Genomic DNA, 18,291 nt, shown 5'->3' on the forward strand with positions numbered 1-18,291 from the left:
AGGATCAATCGCCATGGCCTTTACCATCGAAGTTGAAGAGTGGGTCGGCAGTGTCTGGCACCGCTTCATCACCCGCCGCGCCAGCCCGGACTTCCCCGACGCCAACGTCTCGCTGGAAAGCATGCAGCGCAGCCTGTCGGTGCTGTTTCGTGCCATGGGCGGTGCCAGTGGCACCGGTGTCGAGGCGGCCAACGCGCGCGATCTGATGCTGCGCCGCAACCTGCTGCAACAAGTCGCTGGCACCTGCAAGCAATTGCCGGTGGCCTGGTGCGATGCGAACAACCTGCGCCTGCCGCAGAACCTCGCGGTATACCCCGAAGTTTCACTCAATCAGGATTTGTATCGCTGGCTGGCGCTGCTCGCGGCGCAGGTGGGCGAGATGCGCCACTGGGCGCGTGACAACCAGCGCTGGACTCAAGCCATCCTCGAGCGTTTCCCGGCGATGCAGCCACGCTACGAGCGACTCGTCGAAGCGCATCTGCAGCTCCGGCCAGATCCGGACACGCTGCCCCGCGCCGAGAGTGCGCTGGAGCGTGCCATCTGCCAGGCCCTGCGTGAGCCGGGCAGTGTTCAGCAATTCCCGCGCAGCGAAGTGGCCCCCTGGCCGCTGCCCATGTGGCTGTACCCCGCGGAAAATCTCGGCGTGCCTCAGGCCACCGAGCTCGCCGAAGAAGATCAGGACAACAACCTGCAGGCGCCGCCGACCGAGCAGAAGGGCATGCGCAAGCGTGCCAAGCGTGTCGAGGACAGCACCAGCAAGGGCGGCTTGATGCTGTTCCGCCTGGAAAATCTGTTCAGCTGGTCCGAGCATGTCGAGCTGGATCGCCAGGGCGATGACAGCGAAAACGAAGACGCCTCGCGTGTTGCGGAAGACCTCGATGAAATCGCCATGTCGCGTCAGCGGATGCGCAAGGGCGGCGGCCTCAAGCTGCACCTGGACCTGCCGCCTGCGGACGTGGATGACATTCCGCTGGGCGAAGGTATCAAGCTACCGGAATGGGACTATCGCAAGCAGCGCATGCAGGCCGATTTCGTCAGCCTGCAGATGATGTTGCCACGGGGCTCCGAACCCATGGGCCTGCCGCTGCGACTGAGCCCGCTGGCGCGCAAGCTGCGTCGGCAGTTCGAACACCTGCGCAATGATCGTCAATGGCTACGCGGGCAACCGCAGGGCTCCGAACTAGACATGCAGGCCTGGCTCGATTTTCACGTCGAGCGCCAGCACGGCCAGTGCGCCGAGCGCGGGCTGTTCATGGAGCAGCGACAGAATCGCCGAGACCTGGCGTGCCTGCTGCTGGCCGACCTGTCCATGTCCACCGACGCGCACCTGGACGACGAGCACAAGGTGATCGACGTGATCACCGACAGCCTGCTGCTGTTCGGCGAAGCACTGTCGGCGGTAGGCGACGATTTCGCGCTGTATGGCTTTTCCTCGCTGCGTCGCCAGCAGGTTCGGATGCAGGAGCTCAAAAGCTTCAAGCAGCGCTATGGCGACGACACCCGTGGCCGGATCCAGGCGCTGAAGCCCGGTTATTACACCCGCATGGGCGCGGCCATTCGCCAGGCGACCGAACTGCTGGGCAAGTGCAAGCAGCGGCGCAAGCTCCTGCTGCTGGTCACCGACGGCAAGCCCAATGACCTGGACCTTTACGAGGGCCGTTATGGCGTCGAAGACACCCGCCAGGCAGTCATGGAAGCACGGCGTCAGGGGTTGTTGCCGTTCTGCATCACCATCGACCAAGAGGCGGGCGATTACCTGCCCTACATGTTCGGCGCCAACGGCTTCACCTTGATCAAGGAGCCGCAACAACTGCCGTTCCGCCTGCCGCAGTTGTACAAGCAGCTGACCCAGCCGTAGGGTGGATGTCGCTTTTTACATCCACCGTTACCCGGTTCGGTGGATCGCCACCCGGTGGATCGCCACCCCGTGGATCGGTGAAGCGTGATCCACCCTACGAACCGCCAGGGCAGATTGCGTGGCAACGGTAGTGTGGGACGGGCTGCGTTCCGTTTCAGCCCACCAGCCTTTTCGCCGCTTGATGCCTCGCCATTCACCTGCGGAAATGGCCCGTTCATGCCGCGACATTGACGCAGTGTTCCGAGGCTATGTTTTTTAGCGCAGTTGCTTCGCTTGATTCTGGCGTATTCATCGGTGGGCTGAAGCCCACCCTACGGACTTATGGCGCGCCGTATTCAGGCTTGCCAGTTTGGGAAGGACGTTGCTTTGATGGACGGAAGCCCACTCTGCTGGATGGCCCAGCAATGCGGTCGGAGCACACCGGCGGTTTTGTAGGGTGGGCCTCAGCCCACCAAGGCATCTATCGAGCGGCTGTTGCGCGCCAAGCTTGATGCCGCTATCCATTCTCCCGAAGTTGCCTCAGGGCGAGGGTGATTCGTAGGGCAGATGTCGCTTTGCACATCCACCACCATACCGCTCAGTGGATCGCCACCCGGTAAATCGGGCAAGCATGATCCGCCCTACGAACCGTCTAGAACAGGTTGCGCGGCAGCCAGACGATCATCACTGCGCAGAAGATGGCAAGACCGATGCAAAACCAGAAAAATCTGCTTTGCCGTCGTTCCCCGGCGGTATCAGCCAGGGCGGGGAGGGGCATGCCGCAGTTGCTGCACTCGGCTTCCTGCGGCGGGTTGGGTTGCTGGCAGTACAGGCATCTGGGCATGGCCGCGTCCTCTCTAGGTCAGTTCCAGATTGCCACGTACAACCTCTGTTTGAGATTGACGGGCATCAACCCGTTGCGAAAGCTTGTCGCTGCCGCACGGTTCGCTGCGAGGGGCTTCAAGGATTGTTGATCCGCTGGCCTGTCACTCGAAGGATTCGAGGCGTTGGCGATCAAGGATGGTGATTTGCCGACCTTCCTGAGTGATGATTTGCTCGTCGATCAAGCGCCTGATGATCCGTGAAAACGTCTCCGGCTGGATCGACAGGTGACCCGCAATCAGCTGCTTGGCCATGGGCAGCTCGAAGCTGTTGCCTTCATCCTTCAGGCGCGCCAGTTGCGTCATCAAATAGCGCACCACGCGGTGAGTGGCGTTCTTCAGCGAAAGGGTTTCGATCTCATTGATGCGTTGGTGCAAGCGCACGCTCAGTTTGCCGAGCAGGGCAAAGGAGAGCTTCTGGTTCGCCTCCAGCAGACGCATATATGCCGTGTTGGAGAAGCGGTAGACCTGCGTCGGGCACACGGCCTGGGCCGAGGCGACGTAGTTGGGCGTGTCCATCAGCATCATCGCTTCGGCAAAGGTCTGGCGATTGCCGATCACCTCGAAGACTTTTTCCTGCCCGTCCGGGGTCAGGCGGTAGATCTTCACTGCGCCGGAAATCACGAAATAGAACGAATGCGCCGGTTCACCCTGGTGAAAGAGGTTGTCGCCTTTGTCCAGGTTGAGCAGCTGGCTTGCGCTCATCAGCTCGTCCATCTGTTCGTCGTTCAGAGGTTCGAACAGATGGTGGCTGCGAAGAATCTGGTTATGTACGCGATGAAGCACCATGCAAGGCATCCTTATTTCTAATAATTAGCCGTCCGCAATCAAGGTTGACGGAGCGGAACGATAGCTGCGCTCAAACTGGCTGACCAAGGCAGGGGCAGAGCGCAATGAAGAGTCGTTACAAAGCCTAGCCCAGATGCCATGGCACAAGTATTGATGCAGGCCGGATTAGCACGAGGGCTGAGACAGGATCCTCTTGCGTATCTGGTTTCACTGACCCGATATGACGGTTTCGTTCCAGTGCGGCGGGGCGAACAGGCTTGGATAGCGCTCAAGCGCGACGTGGATCCGTTGGACGCCGTCGGCTCGCTCGGCGGGCACGGCCAGTGCCTTGGCACCGCCGAGCAGGTCGGCGAGTAACCCGTGCAACGCCGCGTCGGCCTGTGCAGACAATTCGCAATTGGCGACCAGGTAGGAAACGCTGTCCTCGACCTCCTTCTGCAATGCCAAGGCCTGGCGCTCGCTGATCGGTTGCGCCGGATCGTCTGGCAGCGCGGCCTCGGCGGCCTGGCGGAGGCGCGTCATGCCTTCACGCAGGGCGGCATCGGTTGCCCACTGCTGCTCGCCGCCAGCGGGTGACGCAGCGTGCGCGCCGTGCCCGTCGTGAGTAACCGTTGCCTGCGCGGTATCGACCACCACGTCGAGTGCCACGCCACTGGCCAGTGCCAGCATCGACGCCATTGCAAGGCCCCACGCCAAGGGTTGGATGACTGCTTTCATATGCACCTCCGGTACTGCAGGGGCGGGCCGTCTGGCCCGTAGCGTTGTTGTCGCCTCAGTGCGCAGACGCCTGGGCGAACAGGATGTTGTTCTCCAGATGAATGTGCTGCATCAGGTCACCGCGCAGCTCTTCGAGCCCGCGATACAGCGCGCGCCAGGTATTGCAGGCGTTTGCCGGTGGGGTGATGTCATCGGTGAGTTCGGCCAGGCGCTGAAGGGCGGCGCCGTGCTGGTCATGCTCGTAGCGCATCACTGCGATCGGGCCTTGGGTCTGCGGCAATTGCATGTCGCGGCGCAGCATCGGAAAGAGGATCTGCTCCTCCTTGAGCATGTGGCTTTCCAGTTCCTGCTGCATGCACCACAGATGTTCGGCGAGCCCGGTCGGGCAGTCCGCCTTGTTGCCATGCACCTGCTCGACACGGGTGGCCAAGCGGATCAGCTCTGGGAACTGCTCACGATGACGTTCATGAAAGCGTTCGAGCAGGTAGTCGATCAGCGATCCGGCCGGCACATTGCGCCAGTCAGGCTCAGTCGTGGACTCGCTTCCCAATGCCGCCAACTCGTCCGCGATCGCCTGTGCGTCAAGGTTGCGCTGCAGGGCAGCGTCGCGCAGCGGGGTGTCGCCACCGCAACAGAAGTCCAGCTTGTAATGGCGAAACACGCGGGTGGCGCCAGGGATCAGGCAGGCCAGGCTGCCCAGGGTTTGCTCGGTAAGCGCAGTCGTCATGGTGGCGTTTCCAAGGGTGGAAGTACTCAGAGCAACGCAAGCGCTATGCCATCACTAAGTTATTGATTTATAGATGATAAATATTAACGGTGGTGAAATGTACCTGGGCGGTATAGGGTTTAAAAAACCTTAGGGGTAGTAATGACCATGATGGAAGAAGCACTGCTGGCTGACCTTGTCACCGAACTGCCCAATGCGGTTCGCCTGCAACGCCTGGTGCACACGCTGCATCAGCGGTTTCGCTGTGGTGCGGTGGTGCTGCTACGTCTCGACGAGGACACCCTGCGCCCGCTGGCTGCGGTGGGGCTGGTGCAGGAGGCCCTTGGGCGGCGCTTCGTGGTGGCTCAGCATCCGCGGCTGGCCGCCATCCTCTCGCAGCGTGAACCCACCTGGTTCGAGCCCGACAGCCGTTTGTCAGACCCGTACGACGGGCTGCTCGATGCGCATGTGGGCGAGCCCCTGCCAGTGCACGATTGCATGGGCGTGAGCCTGTTCGTGGAGGGCAAGCTGTGGGGCGCGCTGACCCTCGATGCGCTGCATGCCGGCACCTTCGATGACGAGGCGCGGCGTGATCTGCAGCGTTACACGCTGGTGATCGAGGCAGCCATCCGCATTACCCGGTTGGAACACGAAAATCGCGGCCTGCGGCTGGCGCGTAGCGACGTGCTGGAAACCACCCCGGTGCCGGGCGACGGCGAAATTCTCGGGCAAAGCGTTGTGATCCGCGAGCTGTTGCGTGAGCTGGAAGTGGTTGCCGATTCGGAACTGCCAGTGCTGCTGTTGGGCGAAACCGGCGTGGGCAAGGAGCTGTTCGCGCGCTGGCTGCATCGACATTCGCGGCGCCGCAACAAGCCGTTGGTGCTGGTCAATTGCGCCGCGTTGCCCGAATCGCTGGCCGAGAGCGAGCTGTTCGGGCACGTCAAGGGGGCGTTTTCCGGCGCTACCACGGACCGTCCCGGACGTTTCGATGCGGCCAATGGCGGCACGCTGCTGCTGGACGAGGTGGGAGAGTTGCCGTTGGTGGTGCAGGCCAAGCTGCTGCGCACCTTGCAGAATGGTGAGATCCAGCGCCTCGGGGCGGACAAGCCGCGTCAGGTGGACGTACGCATCATCGCGGCGACCAACCGCAACCTGCGCGAAAGTGTACGAGACGGACATTTCCGCGCGGATCTCTATCACCGCCTTTCGGTCTATCCGGCGCCGATTCCGCCTTTACGCGAGCGTGGCAACGATGTCCTGATTCTGGCCGGCTACTTTCTCGAGCTGAACCGCGCCCGGCTGGGCTTGCGCAGCATGCGGCTGTCGCCGGCCGCCGAGCGGGCATTGCTCGGCTACGCCTGGCCGGGCAACGTCCGCGAGCTTGAGCATGTGATCAGCCGAGCGGCGCTGCGGTTGCTTAGCCGTGGCGCCTCGCGCAGCGAAATCCTCACGCTCGAGCCGGAGCTGCTGGATCTGGACAGCGAACACGTCGGCACCTTCGCTCCGGCTGCTGAGGTCGAACCCCTGGCGACGGAGGCTGAGATCGTCTCGTTGCGCGAAACCGTCGATGGCGCCCAGCGCCAGGCAATCATCCGGGCGCTGGAGGCCTGCGGTGAAAACTGGGCGAAGGCGGCGCGATTGCTGGATGTCGACTCGAGCAACTTGCACAAGCTGGCGCGGCGCCTGAAGTTGAAATGAACGCGCGCTGGGACGGGATATAGGTGGGTTCTGTTCCGCCAGTCGGCGTGAGTCGTCTTTGTCGGATGGCGGTCTAAGCTTTCACTATCACGACGAGGAGATTTCCATGGCTTTGGACCATGACCAGTTCAACCAGCTGCTGACCGAGGCCCAGGCGCACGCCGACCGAGCAGCCAGCGAGAACAATCCGCAGCATTATCAGCAGGCGTTCGAGTCGAGCCTCAAAGCGATGCGTCTGCTCGCCGAAGAGTCCGGAAACTGGCGGGACGCCGTTGTTCGCGCGACTGAGGAATATCAGGGCGACGAAGGGATATAACGCAGCATCAAGTCGGACGGGCATCGCAATGATTGCGCCGTCCTGATTGTCAGGCCAGCGCCCTTTAGGAGCGAGCTTGCTCGCGAGCCTGGGCTCGAAGGGCCCAGCTTGGTCTTGCTTCAGTGGCTGGTTTTGTTCTCTTGGCTTCGTTGCCCTGCTAGCTTCGTCCCCTTGACGCTTATCAATGCCTCTCGTCGGAGGCCTACCTAGACTGCCGACTTTCCGTCCGGCCCGGACGGGCACCGTTGCCGTTGGCAGGGTGCGCATGATTCCGCATGTCTAGGAGTTGCCATGCACTTGGTCTGTCCAGCAGGTAGCCTGCCCGCACTCAAGGCTGCCGTTCAGCAGGGTGCCGACGCCATCTACGTCGGTTTTCGTGACGACACCAATGCCCGCCATTTCGCCGGCCTCAACATGGATGCGAAGCAGCTCGACAAGGGACTGCAGCTGATCCGCGAGAAGCGCCGCCAGCTCTACATTGCCGTCAATACCTATGCCCAGCCACAAGGCTGGTCCCGTTGGCAGCGTGCGGTGGACCAGGCCGCTGACCTGGGCGTGGACGCACTGATCGCTGCCGATCCGGGCGTGCTCGGCTATGCCGCCAAACGCCACCCGCAGCTCAACCTGCATCTGTCGGTGCAGGGCTCTGCGACCAATGCTGCCGCGCTGGATTTCTATCAGCAGCGCTACAACATCAAACGCGCCGTGCTGCCGCGGGTGCTGTCGCTCAAGCAGGTCAAGCAGGTCGCCGCCAGCAGTCCGGTGCCGATCGAAGTGTTTGCTTTCGGCAGCCTGTGCATCATGGCCGAGGGCCGTTGCCACCTGTCTTCCTATCTCACCGGTGAGTCACCGAATCTGTGCGGCGTCTGCTCGCCAGCCAAGGCGGTGCGCTGGAGCGAGGAGCCGGAAGGGCTGACCTCGCGGCTGAATAACGTACTCATCGACCGTTACGCCGAAGGCGAGTCAGCCGGCTATCCGACGCTGTGCAAGGGCCGCTTCATGGTCAATGGCGAACGCTTCCACGCACTGGAAGAGCCCACCAGCCTGAATACTCTGGACCTGATACCTGAGCTGGCGAACATCGGTGTCACGGCAATGAAGATCGAGGGGCGGCAGCGCAGTCCCGCTTATGTCGAGCAGGTCACCCGCGTCTGGCGCTCGGCGCTGGACGCCTATCTGCAGGCGCCGCAGCGTTATGCCGTGCAGCCAGGCTGGCGCGCAGTGCTCGATGGCTTGTCGGAGGGCTCGCAAACGACCCTTGGCGCTTACCACCGGGCGTGGCAGTGAATCTCTTCAGCAAGGAGCAGTTATGAAACTCAGCCTAGGCCCCGTGCTGTTCTATTGGGATCGCCAGCAGACGCTGGACTTCTATGCCGACATGGCAGACATGCCGCTCGATGTGATCTATCTCGGGGAAACCGTCTGCTCCAAGCGCCGCGACATGGGACTGGACGACTGGATTGGTCTGGCGCGTGAGCTGAAACAGCAATCAGCGGCGCAGCTGGTGCTGTCCGGCCTTGCATTGGTCGAGGCGGCTTCGGAGCTGTCCAGCCTGCGTCGGCTCTGTGAGAACGGCGAGCTGATGGTCGAGGCCAATGACATGGGTGCGGTGCAGTACCTGTCCGAGAAGGGCGTGCCTTTCGTGGGCGGCCCGGCGCTCAACCTCTACAACGGCCATGCACTGGCCGAACTGGTGAGCAGCGGCATGCAGCGCTGGGTGCCGCCAGTGGAGATTTCCGGGGCGATGATCCGCGACGCGCGTGCGCAGCTGTCCCAGCTCGGTGTTGCCGTGCCGGAAATCGAGATCTTCGCCTACGGCCACCTTCCGCTGGCGTACTCGGCGCGTTGTTTCACCGCCCGCGCGGAAAATCGGCCGAAGGATGATTGCCAGTTCTGCTGTCAGAACTACCCAGAAGGCATCCCGCTGTTGAGCCAGGAAGGCGAGGCGCTGTTCACCATCAATGGCATCCAGACCCTGTCGGCCTCGGTCAGCAATCTGTTGGCGGACTATCCGGCGCTGGTCGAGAGCGGTGCCGAGCTGCTGCGGCTGAGCCCGCGCGCATCGGGCATGATCGAGGTCGTTCAGGCATTTGATGCGGTGCGCAAAGGTGGCCTGCCACCGCTCGCCGTCGACGGCTGCAACGGTTACTGGCATGGCCAGCCTGGCATGCTGCGCGCCGAGGAGGCCGGACTATGCTGAACCCTCGTGCACATTTATTGAAACTGGGCGAGCACCTGTTGCCGCTGGCCGCGCGAACCCCATTCGCGCTGCAACGTATCGCCTTGGAGCGCAGCCTGAATCAGCTCTTCGCTGAGCCATTGGCTGAGGATGCCTTCGAGGCCTTGGAAGGCCACTGGATGCGCCTGGAAGTCGTCGACCTCAAGTTGGCCTGGTGCCTGAGCTGCGACCGGCAGAAGTTGCGCATCGCCGAGCAGGCGCCGGTCCAGGTCACCATCCGTGGCAACTGGCGTGAGTTCCTGTTGCTCGCCAGTCGTCAGGAAGACCCGGATACGCTGTTCTTTCGTCGCCGGTTGGTGATCGAAGGCGACACCGAACTCGGCCTGGCAATCAAGAACCTGATCGACAGCCTGGACCCGGACCTGCTGCCGCCGTGGCTGTGGAAGGTGCTGCAAGGCGCGGGCGAGGAAGCGGCGCAGGCCGGCCGTGCGCAGCCGGTAAGCGCCTGATCTGACACTTACCGCTGCGCCGGTAGCCCGCATTCTGTGGCGTCTTTGCTAGGCGTTACACCGAGTGCAGCCGGTGCCGCGGTTTCATCCGGTCGCTGGCAATGATGTTGCGCATGTCCTCGAACAGCGCATCGGCTTCGGCTTCGGAGCAATCTTCACGGTAGCGCTTGCGCAGTCCGTAACTGCTGAGGGTGATATGGACGTTCGCGACTACGCCATGCTGCGCCAGGCAGGCACGTGCGCAATGCAGCGGGCAGCCGTCGATAGCCAGGATCGCTCGGCCAGAGTTGGCCTTATTGACCAGCGAGCTGACCCGGCCGCCGACACCGGCAATGCAGGACATTTCGGCCAGACCGGCACGATCCAGGCGCACCGCAAGGGTATTGGCCAGTTGCGCCACGTTGGAGCAACCCGAGCAGGCATAGACGAGGGGCAGGCGGGGTGCGGACATGCGGTTCTCCCGATTCGAAAGGGCCAGCGAAAGTATCCGGGCCAATGCAGGGGTGGCCCATGACGATCGTCAAGAAGCTGGGGCAATCCGTCGCAGTTCAGTCCTGGTAAGCGGCCAAGCCCCGGCTGTCGAGTATCTCGATGCGCCGGCGCTGCACGCTGATCATTCCCGACTCGATCAGCCGGTGCAGGATGCGTGAAAAGGTTTCCGGCTGGATGCCCAGCTTGGAGGCGATCAGACGCTTGGGCACATCGAGGGTCACCACGCCGCTGTCGTCCTCTTGCGACTGATAGAGAAAGCGCACCACGCGATGACTGGCGTTGGCCAGCGTCAGGGTGTCGATTTCGTTCAGACGCTGATGCAGCCGAATGCTCAGGGTGCCGAGTATGTCCAGGCAGATGCTCGGGTGTTGCTCGAGCATGCGTCGGTAGTGCGGGCCGTTGAGGCTGGCGAGGAGGCTGGCCTTCAGTGCCGTGGCACTGACCGGATAGTTCGGCGCGCCAGTGAACAGCAAGGCTTCGGCAAATGACTCGCCAGCGCGGATGACCTCGACCAGTTTTTCTTGGCCGTCGCAGACTACGCGGTGCAGTTTCACCTGACCGCTGAACAGAAAATAGAACCGCTCCGCTTTGTCGCCTTGATGAAACAGCGAGGCACCGGCGGGCAGCCGCTTGAGGTTGGCCGAGGCGCACACTTCCTGTAGCGCGGCTTCGGGCAACCGGCTGAACAGGTGGTGTCGGCGGAGGTCCGCAACGAGGGATGTTTCGGTCAGCATGGTTCCTCCACCGGCACCTGTCCGGGATTGTTCGACGTTGCATCCTAGGAGCACGCATCGCCCACCTTCCTTGATCGCAGACAAGATCGTCGGCCGCGGTTGCCTCAGAGCCATTTTTAAAATACGGCCAAGGTGAATTGACGATGGTCAATTCGCTTGCGGACGTAATTGCCTACATTTCACATCATCTAGTGTTTAAAGAAGTTTTTGTAACTACATATGGTGATGGAGGCGTGATGCTGGGGCTTGAAGAAGTGAATCGACCGGTCTCGCTGCGCAAGCGGGATGGGAGGCTGGTCGCGTTCGAACTGGACAAGATCGGCGCTGCAATCGAGGCCGCAGGCCTGGCCACCGGTGAGTTCGAACAAGCCACTGCCCAGGCGCTGGCTGCTCAGGTCCTGGTGCGCCTGCCGCAGCGGGTGGTGGAGGTCGAGCAGGCTCAGGATGCGGTCGAGCGCGTGTTAATGGAGGCTGGTTATTTCGACACGGCGCGCGCCTACATCGTCTACCGCGAGCGTCATGGACGGCTGCGGCGCGATCGCAAGTCACTGGTCGATGTCGCCTCATCGATGAACGAATACCTCTCGCGCGAAGATTGGCGGGTACGCGCCAACGCCAACCAGGGCTACTCGCTGGGCGGGCTGATTCTCAACGTGTCGGGCAAGGTCACTGCGAATTATTGGCTAGACGAGGTCTACAGCCCGGAAATCGGCATCGCCCATCGCGAGGGCGATCTGCACATCCATGACCTGGACATGCTCGCCGGCTATTGCGCGGGCTGGTCGCTGCGCACCTTGCTCAACGAAGGCTTCAACGGCATACCCGGACGCGTTGAGGCGGGACCGCCGAAGCACCTGTCCAGCGCGCTGGGGCAGATGGTCAACTTCCTCGGCACCCTGCAGAACGAGTGGGCCGGTGCCCAGGCGTTCAGCAGCTTCGATACCTACCTGGCGCCGTTCGTGCGCAAGGACGGCCTGGGATTCGCCGAAATCCGTCAGGCGATCCAAGAGTTCATCTACAACCTCAATGTGCCGTCGCGCTGGGGCACGCAGACGCCCTTTACCAACCTGACGTTCGACTGGGTCTGCCCCGAAGACCTGCGTGAGCAGATTCCCTACATCGGCGGTGAAGAGATGCCTTTCGCCTACGGTGAGCTACAGGCCGAGATGGAGTTGATCAACCGCGCCTATATCGAGGTCATGCAGGCTGGCGACGGGCTGGGCCGGGTATTCACCTTTCCGATCCCCACCTACAACATCACCCACGATTTCCCCTGGGACAGCGAAAACGCCGACCGCCTCTTCGAGATGACCGCGCGTTACGGCCTGCCGTACTTCCAGAACTTCCTCAATTCGGATATGCAGCCCAATCAGGTGCGTTCGATGTGCTGCCGCTTGCAGCTGGACGTGCGCGAATTGCTCAAGCGCGGGGGTGGGTTGTTCGGTTCGGCCGAGCAGACCGGCTCGCTCGGCGTGGTGACGGTCAACTGCGCACGCCTGGGTTATCTGCATTCAGGCGACTGGCCAGGGCTGATCGAGCATCTCGATGCGCTGCTTGAACTGGCCATGCAGAGCCTGGAGGTCAAGCGCAAGGTGATCCAGCACCACATGGATGCCGGGCTCTATCCTTACACCAAGCGTTACCTGGGCACGCTGCGCAATCACTTCTCCACCATTGGCGTGAACGGGCTGCACGAGATGGTGCGCAACTACACCGAGGATACCGAGGGCTTGCACACCGAAGCCGGCCGGCGTCTGGCCGTCGACCTGCTCGACCATGTTCGAGCTGTGCTGGTGCGCTTTCAGGAAGAAACCGGCCACCTATACAACCTCGAAGCGACGCCCGCCGAAGGCACCACTTACCGATTCGCCAAGGAAGACCGCAAGCGCTTCCCGGAAATACTACAAGCGGGCTCTGCCGAGGCGCCGTACTACACCAACTCTTCGCAGCTTCCGGTGGGCTTCACCGACGACCCGTTCGAAGCCCTGATGCTGCAGGACGAGCTGCAGACCAAATACACCGGCGGCACCGTATTGCACCTGTACATGGCCGAGCAGATCTCCTCGACACAGGCCTGCAAGAACCTGGTGCGCACCGCGCTGGGACGCTTCCGCCTGCCTTACCTGACCATCACCCCGACGTTCTCGATCTGCCCCGTTCACGGCTACCTGAGCGGTGAACACGAGTTCTGCCCCAAATGCGACGAGGTGCTGGTCGCCAAGCAGCAAAGCTGCTGCGCCTGATCTGGTTCCATAGGAGCCAGCTTGCTGGCGATCATCTATCAGCGCGCCAACTGGCGCATCGGTCGAAAACCCAACCCTGAAGGAGCGACACATGACCCAAACCACTCAACTCCCCGAAGCCCAACGTCAGCGCTGCGAAGTCTGGACCCGCGTGATGGGCTATCACCGTCCGGTCGCGGCGTTCAACCCGGGCAAACAATCCGAGCACCGTGAACGCACCCATTTCACCGAGCAGGCCGCCGGTTTGGCGCGTTAGTCATGGGCGCCGCGCTAAGGGTCGGGGGCATGGTGCCCCTGACCACCCTCGACTTTCCTGATCATCTGGCCTGCGTTCTGTTCTGCCAGGGCTGTGGCTGGCGTTGCCGCTATTGCCACAACCCTGAGCTGATCCCGTCCTGTGGCGCCGAGGAGCGCAGCTGGGCGGAGATTCTCGGCTTTCTCGATCAGCGGATCGGTCTGCTCGAGGCGGTGGTATTCAGCGGCGGCGAGCCGACCCTGCAACTGGCGCTGCCGGATGCCATTGCGCAGGTGCGCGCGAAAGGCTTCAAGATCGGCCTGCATAGCGCCGGCATCAAACCGAAACTGTTCCGCCAGGTGCTGCCGCTGGTGGACTGGGTGGGGTTCGACGTCAAGGCGTTGCCGGAGCACGGTCGACTGATCACGGGGGTCGAGGGGAGCGGCGAAGCCAACTGGAAAAGCCTCGAAGCGCTGCTGGAGAGCGGCGTCGCGCACGAATGCCGAACCACGGTTCATTGGCAGCTGTTCGACGCCGAACGTCTATGGGACATGGCGCAGCGACTGCGCAAACTCGGTGTCGAGCGCTTCGCCGTGCAATGCGTGCGCACGGCGAAAATGCTCGACGACGGCCTCGCCGATAGCCGTGCACCCTACGATCAGCAAAAACTCTGGGACCGGATGGGGAGGCTATTTCCGTCGTTCATACTGCGAGGGTAAAGGGAGAAGGCCGTCGATGCGGCGTGCGGTGGGCTAAAGCCCACCCTACGGGCGGTACATAGCGGTAGGGTGGGCTTCAGCCCACCGTCTGCGTGAACGATCCACGGCCTCTTGGCGCCGTGACGGCCGATAACCTTCAGCCTTCACGCCTATCGCTCTGGCTGGAGCCGGCGTCGGTAACCAGCGGCCAGAAGATGCTGCCCCGAGCGGCTGTTCCGCGCGGTTATCCGAGATCCCGGCGCATGCCAATGTGCGGAATCCCATCCTCGAGATAGACCTCGCCCACCGGCTTGAAGCCGTAGCGCCCGTAATAGCCTTGCAGGTGGGCCTGGGCGGACAAGTAGATCGGCCGCCCCGGCCACTTTTCCCCGGCATGGTCGAGTGCCTGCACCATCAATTTATGTCCAATGCCCCGGCTGCGTATTGAGGGTGCGGTAACGACGCGGCCGATCACCACGTTGCCGCCTTGCTGGATTGGGTCGAGCAGGCGCAGGTAGGCGACCAATTGCTCCTCTTGCCAGGCCATCAGGTGGCAGGTATCGCCCAGCAGGTCCTGGCCGTCCACATCCAGGTACACGCATTGTTGCTCGACCACGAAAACCTCAGCGCGCAGGCGCAGAATCGCGTAGAGCTGCTGCGCGCTGAGTTCGGTGTGGTGTTTGCAGATCCAGTTGATAGACATAACGCCGACTCGCTGGGAAAACCTGCAGCGAATACTAAAGGTATTGCGTGCCCAAACGCTGTCGATGATTCCTCTTCGGGCCAGTCGGCGCCCTCCGACTATTTCGGTGCTAGCGCACTTCTGCAGGAGCGGGCGTGCTCGCGAAGCGCGAGATCAGGGTCAGCCTTGGCCCTGTAGCGACACCCGTCAACCTGTGCGCTGGTCCAGCGATGTGGCGGTGGGCTGAAGCCCACCCTACGGTTGAATACCTAACAGTAGAGTGGGCCGACGAGGTTCCGCCGCAGCCTATCCACCGGCACGAGTGATTCAGCCAGGTAGGGTGGGCTTCAGCCCACCGTTCTGACTGTACGAATCAGCTCCAACCCCAGAATTGTAGATACCAGCCGTAACCAACCACCGCGGTCGCCAGCCCCACGCAACCGAATGCCGCCATCCGACGCAACCCATTGGCGCCATGGCGGCTGATCACGCGCCAGGCCAGGTAGAGACTCCAGCCGACGGCACCGACCAGCAGCAGCGCGCGGGTCGGCTGCGCCCAGGCAAGGATGAAACCCTCGTAGCGCAGCAGTTTGATGGTGGTGGCTGAAAGACCGAGAAACAGTCCGGCGCCGCCCAGCGGCGTCAGTGTCAGCGCCAGGTGATGAAACACGCTGTCGCTGCGGTTCATCAGCCTCACCGCACCTTGCAACAGCAGCCACAGCGCACCACCGATCAGCAGTGAGCTAGCGCCGATGTAGGTGAGAATCGCCGCACCGTCGATCCAGGTGAACGCATCGTTGTTCTGCGGATAATGCGTCAGCAGCCACCACGGCGCGTTGGCCTCCAGCGGCCAAAAGATGTCGCGATCGACCAGCCACTCGGCTGCACTCTGCTTGAGGGTGATGAACCAGGGGCTGACCGTCCACTGAAAGGCGCCCATGGCCAGCCCGATCATGCCAAACAGCAGCAGCGTGCTGTCCCAATGACCTTGTTGCGGCTGGTTGCCGACAATGAGAATTTCCTGATTCGGCGAGCGGGCCGCGAGGGCGACAGCGCCACGCTGGCCGCTGCAACGACCACAGGCGTGGCACTCGCTGTTGCCTTGCATGCGGCGGATGTCGATCAGCGGGGCGCAGTTGGGCGTGACCAGCTTCGGTCCCTGGTTGGCCTGCCACAGCTCCTCGTCGACTTTGTAGTGCATCGGCGCCAGCCGGGCGAGCAGGCCGAACACGCCGCTCACAGGGCACAGGTGCCGGCACCAGACGCGCTTACCACGGCCATAGAGGAAGCCAACGATCATCGCGGCCACCGTCGAGCCGCCAAGGATCAGCGCGGCGGCGCGACCATAGTCATAAACACTGATCAGCTGGCCATAGACGGTGGTCAGCACGAACGCGATGGTCGGCCAACCGCTCCAACGAATCCACTGCGGGGTGCGTTTGTTCAGCCCGCGCCAGCTGATCCATTCACTGAGCGAGCCTTCCGGACAGAGCACACCGCACCAGAGCCGGCCGAACAGCACCATCGACAGCAGCACGAACGGCCACCACAGCCCCCAGAACAGGAACTGGGCGAACACCGTGATGTTGTCCAGCATGCGCGCTTCTGAGGGCGGCAGCGAAAGCACCGCTGGCAACAGCAGCAGGACCAGATAGAAGCCAACCACCAGCCATTGGATCAGGCGGATGGTGTTGGCGTGCTGGCGCAGCAGGTCGCCGATGCGTGCCAGCCAGGAGGCGTTGGTGATCATGCCGTGCGAGCCTCCAGACGAGCCTCCGGCTTCGGTCGCAGCCAGGCCCAGACGGCTAGCCAGTACAGCGCCATTACCATTACCGCGGCCAGCGAAGGCATGGCGCGGTAACCGGTCAGCCCGGCAAGGGTGCTGCCCAGGGTGCCGCCGTCATCGAGCAGGGCCGAGGTGTCCCAGACCGGGTCACCGAAAACGGTGTAAAGCACTTCAGGCACGTCCATGCCCATCAGCTGGCCGCTGAAGCGGTCGAGGCCAGCCATCAGCAGGGCTGCGCCGAGCAACAGCAGCAGCGCCTCGCTGACTCTGAAGAAACGCTTCCAGGAGAACAGCCGGCTGCCAGCCTGCAGCGCCGCGTAGCTCAGCAGCGCGAGCGCAAAGCCAAGCACACCGCCGATGACGAAACCGGTCAGGTCCGAACCGTCCTGCTGGTGGCCGATGCCATACAGGAACACCACTGTTTCGCTGCCCTCACGCGCCACCGCGAGCATCGCCAGTACCAGCAAGCCAATGCCGCTGCCCTGGCTGAGGTGCGCGGCGGCGCTGTCGACCAGATTGCGTTTGAGATCGCGCCCATGGTGGTGCATCCAGCCGACCATCTGCAGGATCAACAGCGCGGCAGCCAGCAGCATGGCGCACTGGAACCACTCGCCGGCGGGACCGGCCAGCCAGTCGCCGGCGCTGAGAATGCCCCAGCCCAGCAACGAAGCCAAACCGAGGCCGGCAACCACGCCGCCCCAGAGCATGCGCAGCGCATGACGGTTGCCTGGCTGCTGGCTCAACCAGGCATGCAGAATGCCGATGACCAGCAACGCCTCGACGCTTTCACGCCAGACGATGAACATTGATTGGCCCATGTCGCTTCTCCTGTGAAGAGACTACTTAGCGATGATTTCGCCTTCCGGGAGATCCATGTGGAACTCATCGAAGAAGGGGTAGCGGCCGGGTTTGAGCGGATGAATCACGACGAACGAGGTGACACCGGGCGAGAGCACCTTTTCCACCCGCAGGGGTGTGCTCTCGAATTCGGTCGGCCCCTTGCCGGCATTGATCACGACGATCTTGAAGCGCTGGCGAGCCGGCACTTCGATGGTGGCTGGCTCGAAATGGCCGTCGCGGATGGTCAGCTCATAGGTCGGCAGACCGGCCTGGGCGCCGCCGGCAAAGCCGGCCGCGAGCATGGCGAGGGCGGGAAGCAGGATGCGTTGCATGCTGACCTCCGGCTCAGTAGCCGCCTTTCTTGCCGATGCCGGCGTAGGTGAACTCGTAGTTCAGCGTGCACTGTTCGAACCAGGGCGCGACGCCGGTTTCCTTGTCAACGTGACGGCCAAACATCGCGTGCTTGCCGTCTGGCGGCGAGACGGTGAAGGTCAGCTGGTACTTGCCTGGACCCATCAGCTTGACGTTGTCGCCATAGTGCGGGCCGTCATTGGCCACCATCGGGTGAAAGTCGCCTTCGATTTTTTCGTCCGAGCCTTTCTTGCTCAGCGAGTAACGAATGTTCAGGTAGGAAACGAAGCTGCCTTCCTGCCAACCGTTGCGGTTGCCTTCGGTGGCGGCGATGTCGGCTTCCAGATGCACATCAGATTTGGCGGCGTCCAGCATCATGCCGGCAGGCTCCATTTCGACCGGCTGCAAGTAAACGGCACCAACCTCCATACCGCCGCATTGTTGCGGTTCACCGATGGGGTATTCCTTGGCTTGGGCGAGGGGAGTGAGCAGCAGCGACGCGATGGCGAGGGTAGCGGGAATGCGCATGAAGCCTCCGAAGAGATGGGATGGTTGACGCAGAAAGGTTCGCACCTGTGATGCTTAACGATAATGATTC

20 protein-coding genes are annotated in these 18,291 nt (G+C 62.5%); 9 read left to right on the forward strand and 11 right to left on the reverse strand.

Annotation, left to right across the window (positions count from 1 at the left end):
• The first annotated feature begins 13 nt into the window (after positions 1–13).
• Positions 14–1,858, forward strand: coding sequence for a nitric oxide reductase activation protein NorD (locus C1896_04300; protein AZZ44201.1), 1,845 nt, complete (start codon positions 14–16; stop codon positions 1,856–1,858).
• A 631-nt stretch (positions 1,859–2,489) separates the two neighbouring features.
• Here C1896_04300 and C1896_04305 read toward each other — a convergent pair.
• The 4 genes from C1896_04305 to C1896_04320 form a co-directional block, all read right to left on the reverse strand.
• Complete coding sequence (locus tag C1896_04305) at positions 2,490–2,681, reverse strand: DnrP protein (protein ID AZZ44202.1); 192 nt, start codon at positions 2,679–2,681, stop codon at positions 2,490–2,492.
• A 142-nt stretch (positions 2,682–2,823) separates the two neighbouring features.
• The gene (locus tag C1896_04310) at positions 2,824–3,507 is read right to left on the reverse strand and encodes a transcription factor (GenBank protein AZZ44203.1); all 684 of its coding nucleotides are present in this window, start codon (positions 3,505–3,507) and stop codon (positions 2,824–2,826) included.
• Positions 3,508–3,714: 207 nt separating this feature from the next.
• Positions 3,715–4,224: a DnrO protein gene (locus tag C1896_04315; protein AZZ44204.1), complete on the reverse strand. Its 510-nt coding sequence runs from the start codon at positions 4,222–4,224 to the stop codon at positions 3,715–3,717.
• Positions 4,225–4,279: 55 nt separating this feature from the next.
• Entirely contained in the window at positions 4,280–4,951 is a 672-nt protein-coding gene (locus C1896_04320) for an iron-sulfur cluster repair protein YtfE (GenBank protein AZZ44205.1), read from the reverse strand.
• Positions 4,952–5,098: 147 nt separating this feature from the next.
• On the opposite strand from C1896_04320, the gene C1896_04325 reads away from it, so the two are divergent.
• The 5 genes from C1896_04325 to C1896_04345 all read left to right on the forward strand — a co-directional run bounded on the left by C1896_04325 (position 5,099) and on the right by C1896_04345 (position 9,632).
• The gene (locus C1896_04325) at positions 5,099–6,628 is read left to right on the forward strand and encodes a nitric oxide reductase transcriptional regulator NorR (GenBank protein ID AZZ47524.1); all 1,530 of its coding nucleotides are present in this window, start codon (positions 5,099–5,101) and stop codon (positions 6,626–6,628) included.
• A gap of 106 nt (positions 6,629–6,734) precedes the next feature.
• Positions 6,735–6,944, forward strand: coding sequence for a hypothetical protein (locus C1896_04330; protein ID AZZ44206.1), 210 nt, complete (start codon positions 6,735–6,737; stop codon positions 6,942–6,944).
• Between the two features lie 291 nt (positions 6,945–7,235).
• Positions 7,236–8,231, forward strand: coding sequence for a U32 family peptidase (locus C1896_04335; protein ID AZZ44207.1), 996 nt, complete (start codon positions 7,236–7,238; stop codon positions 8,229–8,231).
• A gap of 22 nt (positions 8,232–8,253) precedes the next feature.
• Positions 8,254–9,144, forward strand: a complete 891-nt coding sequence (locus C1896_04340) for a U32 family peptidase (GenBank protein AZZ44208.1) — start codon at positions 8,254–8,256, stop codon at positions 9,142–9,144.
• A complete protein-coding gene (locus C1896_04345; GenBank protein ID AZZ44209.1) occupies positions 9,138–9,632 on the forward strand; it encodes an SCP2 domain-containing protein in 495 nt (164 codons plus the stop codon). Before C1896_04340 ends, C1896_04345 begins: the two co-directional genes overlap by 7 nt.
• 55 nt (positions 9,633–9,687) lie before the next feature.
• Here C1896_04345 and C1896_04350 read toward each other — a convergent pair whose 3' ends face one another.
• Together C1896_04350 and C1896_04355 are read right to left on the reverse strand one after the other, a co-directional pair.
• The gene (locus C1896_04350) at positions 9,688–10,083 is read right to left on the reverse strand and encodes a zinc-binding protein (protein AZZ44210.1); all 396 of its coding nucleotides are present in this window, start codon (positions 10,081–10,083) and stop codon (positions 9,688–9,690) included.
• A 97-nt stretch (positions 10,084–10,180) separates the two neighbouring features.
• Positions 10,181–10,858 carry a Crp/Fnr family transcriptional regulator gene (locus tag C1896_04355; protein AZZ44211.1) on the reverse strand — a complete coding sequence of 226 codons (678 nt, stop codon included), beginning with the start codon at positions 10,856–10,858 and terminating at the stop codon, positions 10,181–10,183.
• A gap of 236 nt (positions 10,859–11,094) precedes the next feature.
• Here C1896_04355 and C1896_04360 point away from each other — a divergent pair, with 236 nt between their 5' ends.
• The 3 genes from C1896_04360 to C1896_04370 all read left to right on the forward strand — a co-directional run bounded on the left by C1896_04360 (position 11,095) and on the right by C1896_04370 (position 14,055).
• Positions 11,095–13,101, forward strand: a complete 2,007-nt coding sequence (locus C1896_04360; GenBank protein ID AZZ44212.1) for a ribonucleoside triphosphate reductase — start codon at positions 11,095–11,097, stop codon at positions 13,099–13,101.
• A gap of 91 nt (positions 13,102–13,192) precedes the next feature.
• Positions 13,193–13,357 carry an oxidoreductase gene (locus C1896_04365; protein ID AZZ44213.1) on the forward strand — a complete coding sequence of 55 codons (165 nt, stop codon included), beginning with the start codon at positions 13,193–13,195 and terminating at the stop codon, positions 13,355–13,357.
• A gap of 2 nt (positions 13,358–13,359) precedes the next feature.
• Complete coding sequence (locus C1896_04370) at positions 13,360–14,055, forward strand: anaerobic ribonucleoside-triphosphate reductase activating protein (GenBank protein AZZ44214.1); 696 nt, start codon at positions 13,360–13,362, stop codon at positions 14,053–14,055.
• A gap of 223 nt (positions 14,056–14,278) precedes the next feature.
• Here the strand turns inward: C1896_04370 and C1896_04375 are convergent, their stop codons facing one another.
• The 5 genes from C1896_04375 to C1896_04395 form a co-directional block, all read right to left on the reverse strand.
• Positions 14,279–14,737 carry a GNAT family N-acetyltransferase gene (locus C1896_04375; GenBank protein AZZ44215.1) on the reverse strand — a complete coding sequence of 153 codons (459 nt, stop codon included), beginning with the start codon at positions 14,735–14,737 and terminating at the stop codon, positions 14,279–14,281.
• A gap of 352 nt (positions 14,738–15,089) precedes the next feature.
• A complete protein-coding gene (locus C1896_04380; GenBank protein ID AZZ44216.1) occupies positions 15,090–16,466 on the reverse strand; it encodes a hypothetical protein in 1,377 nt (458 codons plus the stop codon).
• Complete coding sequence (locus C1896_04385; GenBank protein AZZ44217.1) at positions 16,463–17,320, reverse strand: FTR1 family iron permease; 858 nt, start codon at positions 17,318–17,320, stop codon at positions 16,463–16,465. The genes C1896_04380 and C1896_04385 overlap by 4 nt, the downstream gene beginning before the upstream one ends.
• A 21-nt stretch (positions 17,321–17,341) precedes the next feature.
• The gene (locus tag C1896_04390) at positions 17,342–17,674 is read right to left on the reverse strand and encodes a cupredoxin domain-containing protein (protein AZZ44218.1); all 333 of its coding nucleotides are present in this window, start codon (positions 17,672–17,674) and stop codon (positions 17,342–17,344) included.
• 13 nt (positions 17,675–17,687) lie between these two features.
• Positions 17,688–18,221 (reverse strand): hypothetical protein, encoded by a 534-nt coding sequence (locus C1896_04395; protein ID AZZ44219.1) that lies wholly within the window; start codon positions 18,219–18,221, stop codon positions 17,688–17,690.
• Between the last annotated feature and the right edge of the window lie 70 nt (positions 18,222–18,291).

This window comes from Pseudomonadaceae bacterium SI-3, assembly GCA_004010935.1.
Lineage (GTDB): Bacteria > Pseudomonadota > Gammaproteobacteria > Pseudomonadales > Pseudomonadaceae > Stutzerimonas.

What these genes read in the sequence shown, in the direction of transcription:
- C1896_04350 (AZZ44210.1), bottom strand. Translation starts at nt 10,083, where the DNA reads ATGTCCGCACCCCGCCTGCCCCTCGTCTATGCCTGCTCGGGTTGCTCC.
- C1896_04315 (AZZ44204.1), bottom strand. Translation starts at nt 4,224, where the DNA reads ATGAAAGCAGTCATCCAACCCTTGGCGTGGGGCCTTGCAATGGCGTCG.
- C1896_04365 (AZZ44213.1), top strand. Translation starts at nt 13,193, where the DNA reads ATGACCCAAACCACTCAACTCCCCGAAGCCCAACGTCAGCGCTGCGAA.
- C1896_04395 (AZZ44219.1), bottom strand. Translation starts at nt 18,221, where the DNA reads ATGCGCATTCCCGCTACCCTCGCCATCGCGTCGCTGCTGCTCACTCCC.
- C1896_04355 (AZZ44211.1), bottom strand. Translation starts at nt 10,858, where the DNA reads ATGCTGACCGAAACATCCCTCGTTGCGGACCTCCGCCGACACCACCTG.
- C1896_04370 (AZZ44214.1), top strand. Translation starts at nt 13,360, where the DNA reads ATGGGCGCCGCGCTAAGGGTCGGGGGCATGGTGCCCCTGACCACCCTC.
- C1896_04340 (AZZ44208.1), top strand. Translation starts at nt 8,254, where the DNA reads ATGAAACTCAGCCTAGGCCCCGTGCTGTTCTATTGGGATCGCCAGCAG.
- C1896_04375 (AZZ44215.1), bottom strand. Translation starts at nt 14,737, where the DNA reads ATGTCTATCAACTGGATCTGCAAACACCACACCGAACTCAGCGCGCAG.
- C1896_04380 (AZZ44216.1), bottom strand. Translation starts at nt 16,466, where the DNA reads ATGATCACCAACGCCTCCTGGCTGGCACGCATCGGCGACCTGCTGCGC.
- C1896_04325 (AZZ47524.1), top strand. Translation starts at nt 5,099, where the DNA reads ATGATGGAAGAAGCACTGCTGGCTGACCTTGTCACCGAACTGCCCAAT.
- C1896_04345 (AZZ44209.1), top strand. Translation starts at nt 9,138, where the DNA reads ATGCTGAACCCTCGTGCACATTTATTGAAACTGGGCGAGCACCTGTTG.
- C1896_04360 (AZZ44212.1), top strand. Translation starts at nt 11,095, where the DNA reads ATGCTGGGGCTTGAAGAAGTGAATCGACCGGTCTCGCTGCGCAAGCGG.
- C1896_04305 (AZZ44202.1), bottom strand. Translation starts at nt 2,681, where the DNA reads ATGCCCAGATGCCTGTACTGCCAGCAACCCAACCCGCCGCAGGAAGCC.
- C1896_04300 (AZZ44201.1), top strand. Translation starts at nt 14, where the DNA reads ATGGCCTTTACCATCGAAGTTGAAGAGTGGGTCGGCAGTGTCTGGCAC.
- C1896_04330 (AZZ44206.1), top strand. Translation starts at nt 6,735, where the DNA reads ATGGCTTTGGACCATGACCAGTTCAACCAGCTGCTGACCGAGGCCCAG.
- C1896_04320 (AZZ44205.1), bottom strand. Translation starts at nt 4,951, where the DNA reads ATGACGACTGCGCTTACCGAGCAAACCCTGGGCAGCCTGGCCTGCCTG.
- C1896_04390 (AZZ44218.1), bottom strand. Translation starts at nt 17,674, where the DNA reads ATGCAACGCATCCTGCTTCCCGCCCTCGCCATGCTCGCGGCCGGCTTT.
- C1896_04385 (AZZ44217.1), bottom strand. Translation starts at nt 17,320, where the DNA reads ATGGGCCAATCAATGTTCATCGTCTGGCGTGAAAGCGTCGAGGCGTTG.
- C1896_04335 (AZZ44207.1), top strand. Translation starts at nt 7,236, where the DNA reads ATGCACTTGGTCTGTCCAGCAGGTAGCCTGCCCGCACTCAAGGCTGCC.
- C1896_04310 (AZZ44203.1), bottom strand. Translation starts at nt 3,507, where the DNA reads ATGGTGCTTCATCGCGTACATAACCAGATTCTTCGCAGCCACCATCTG.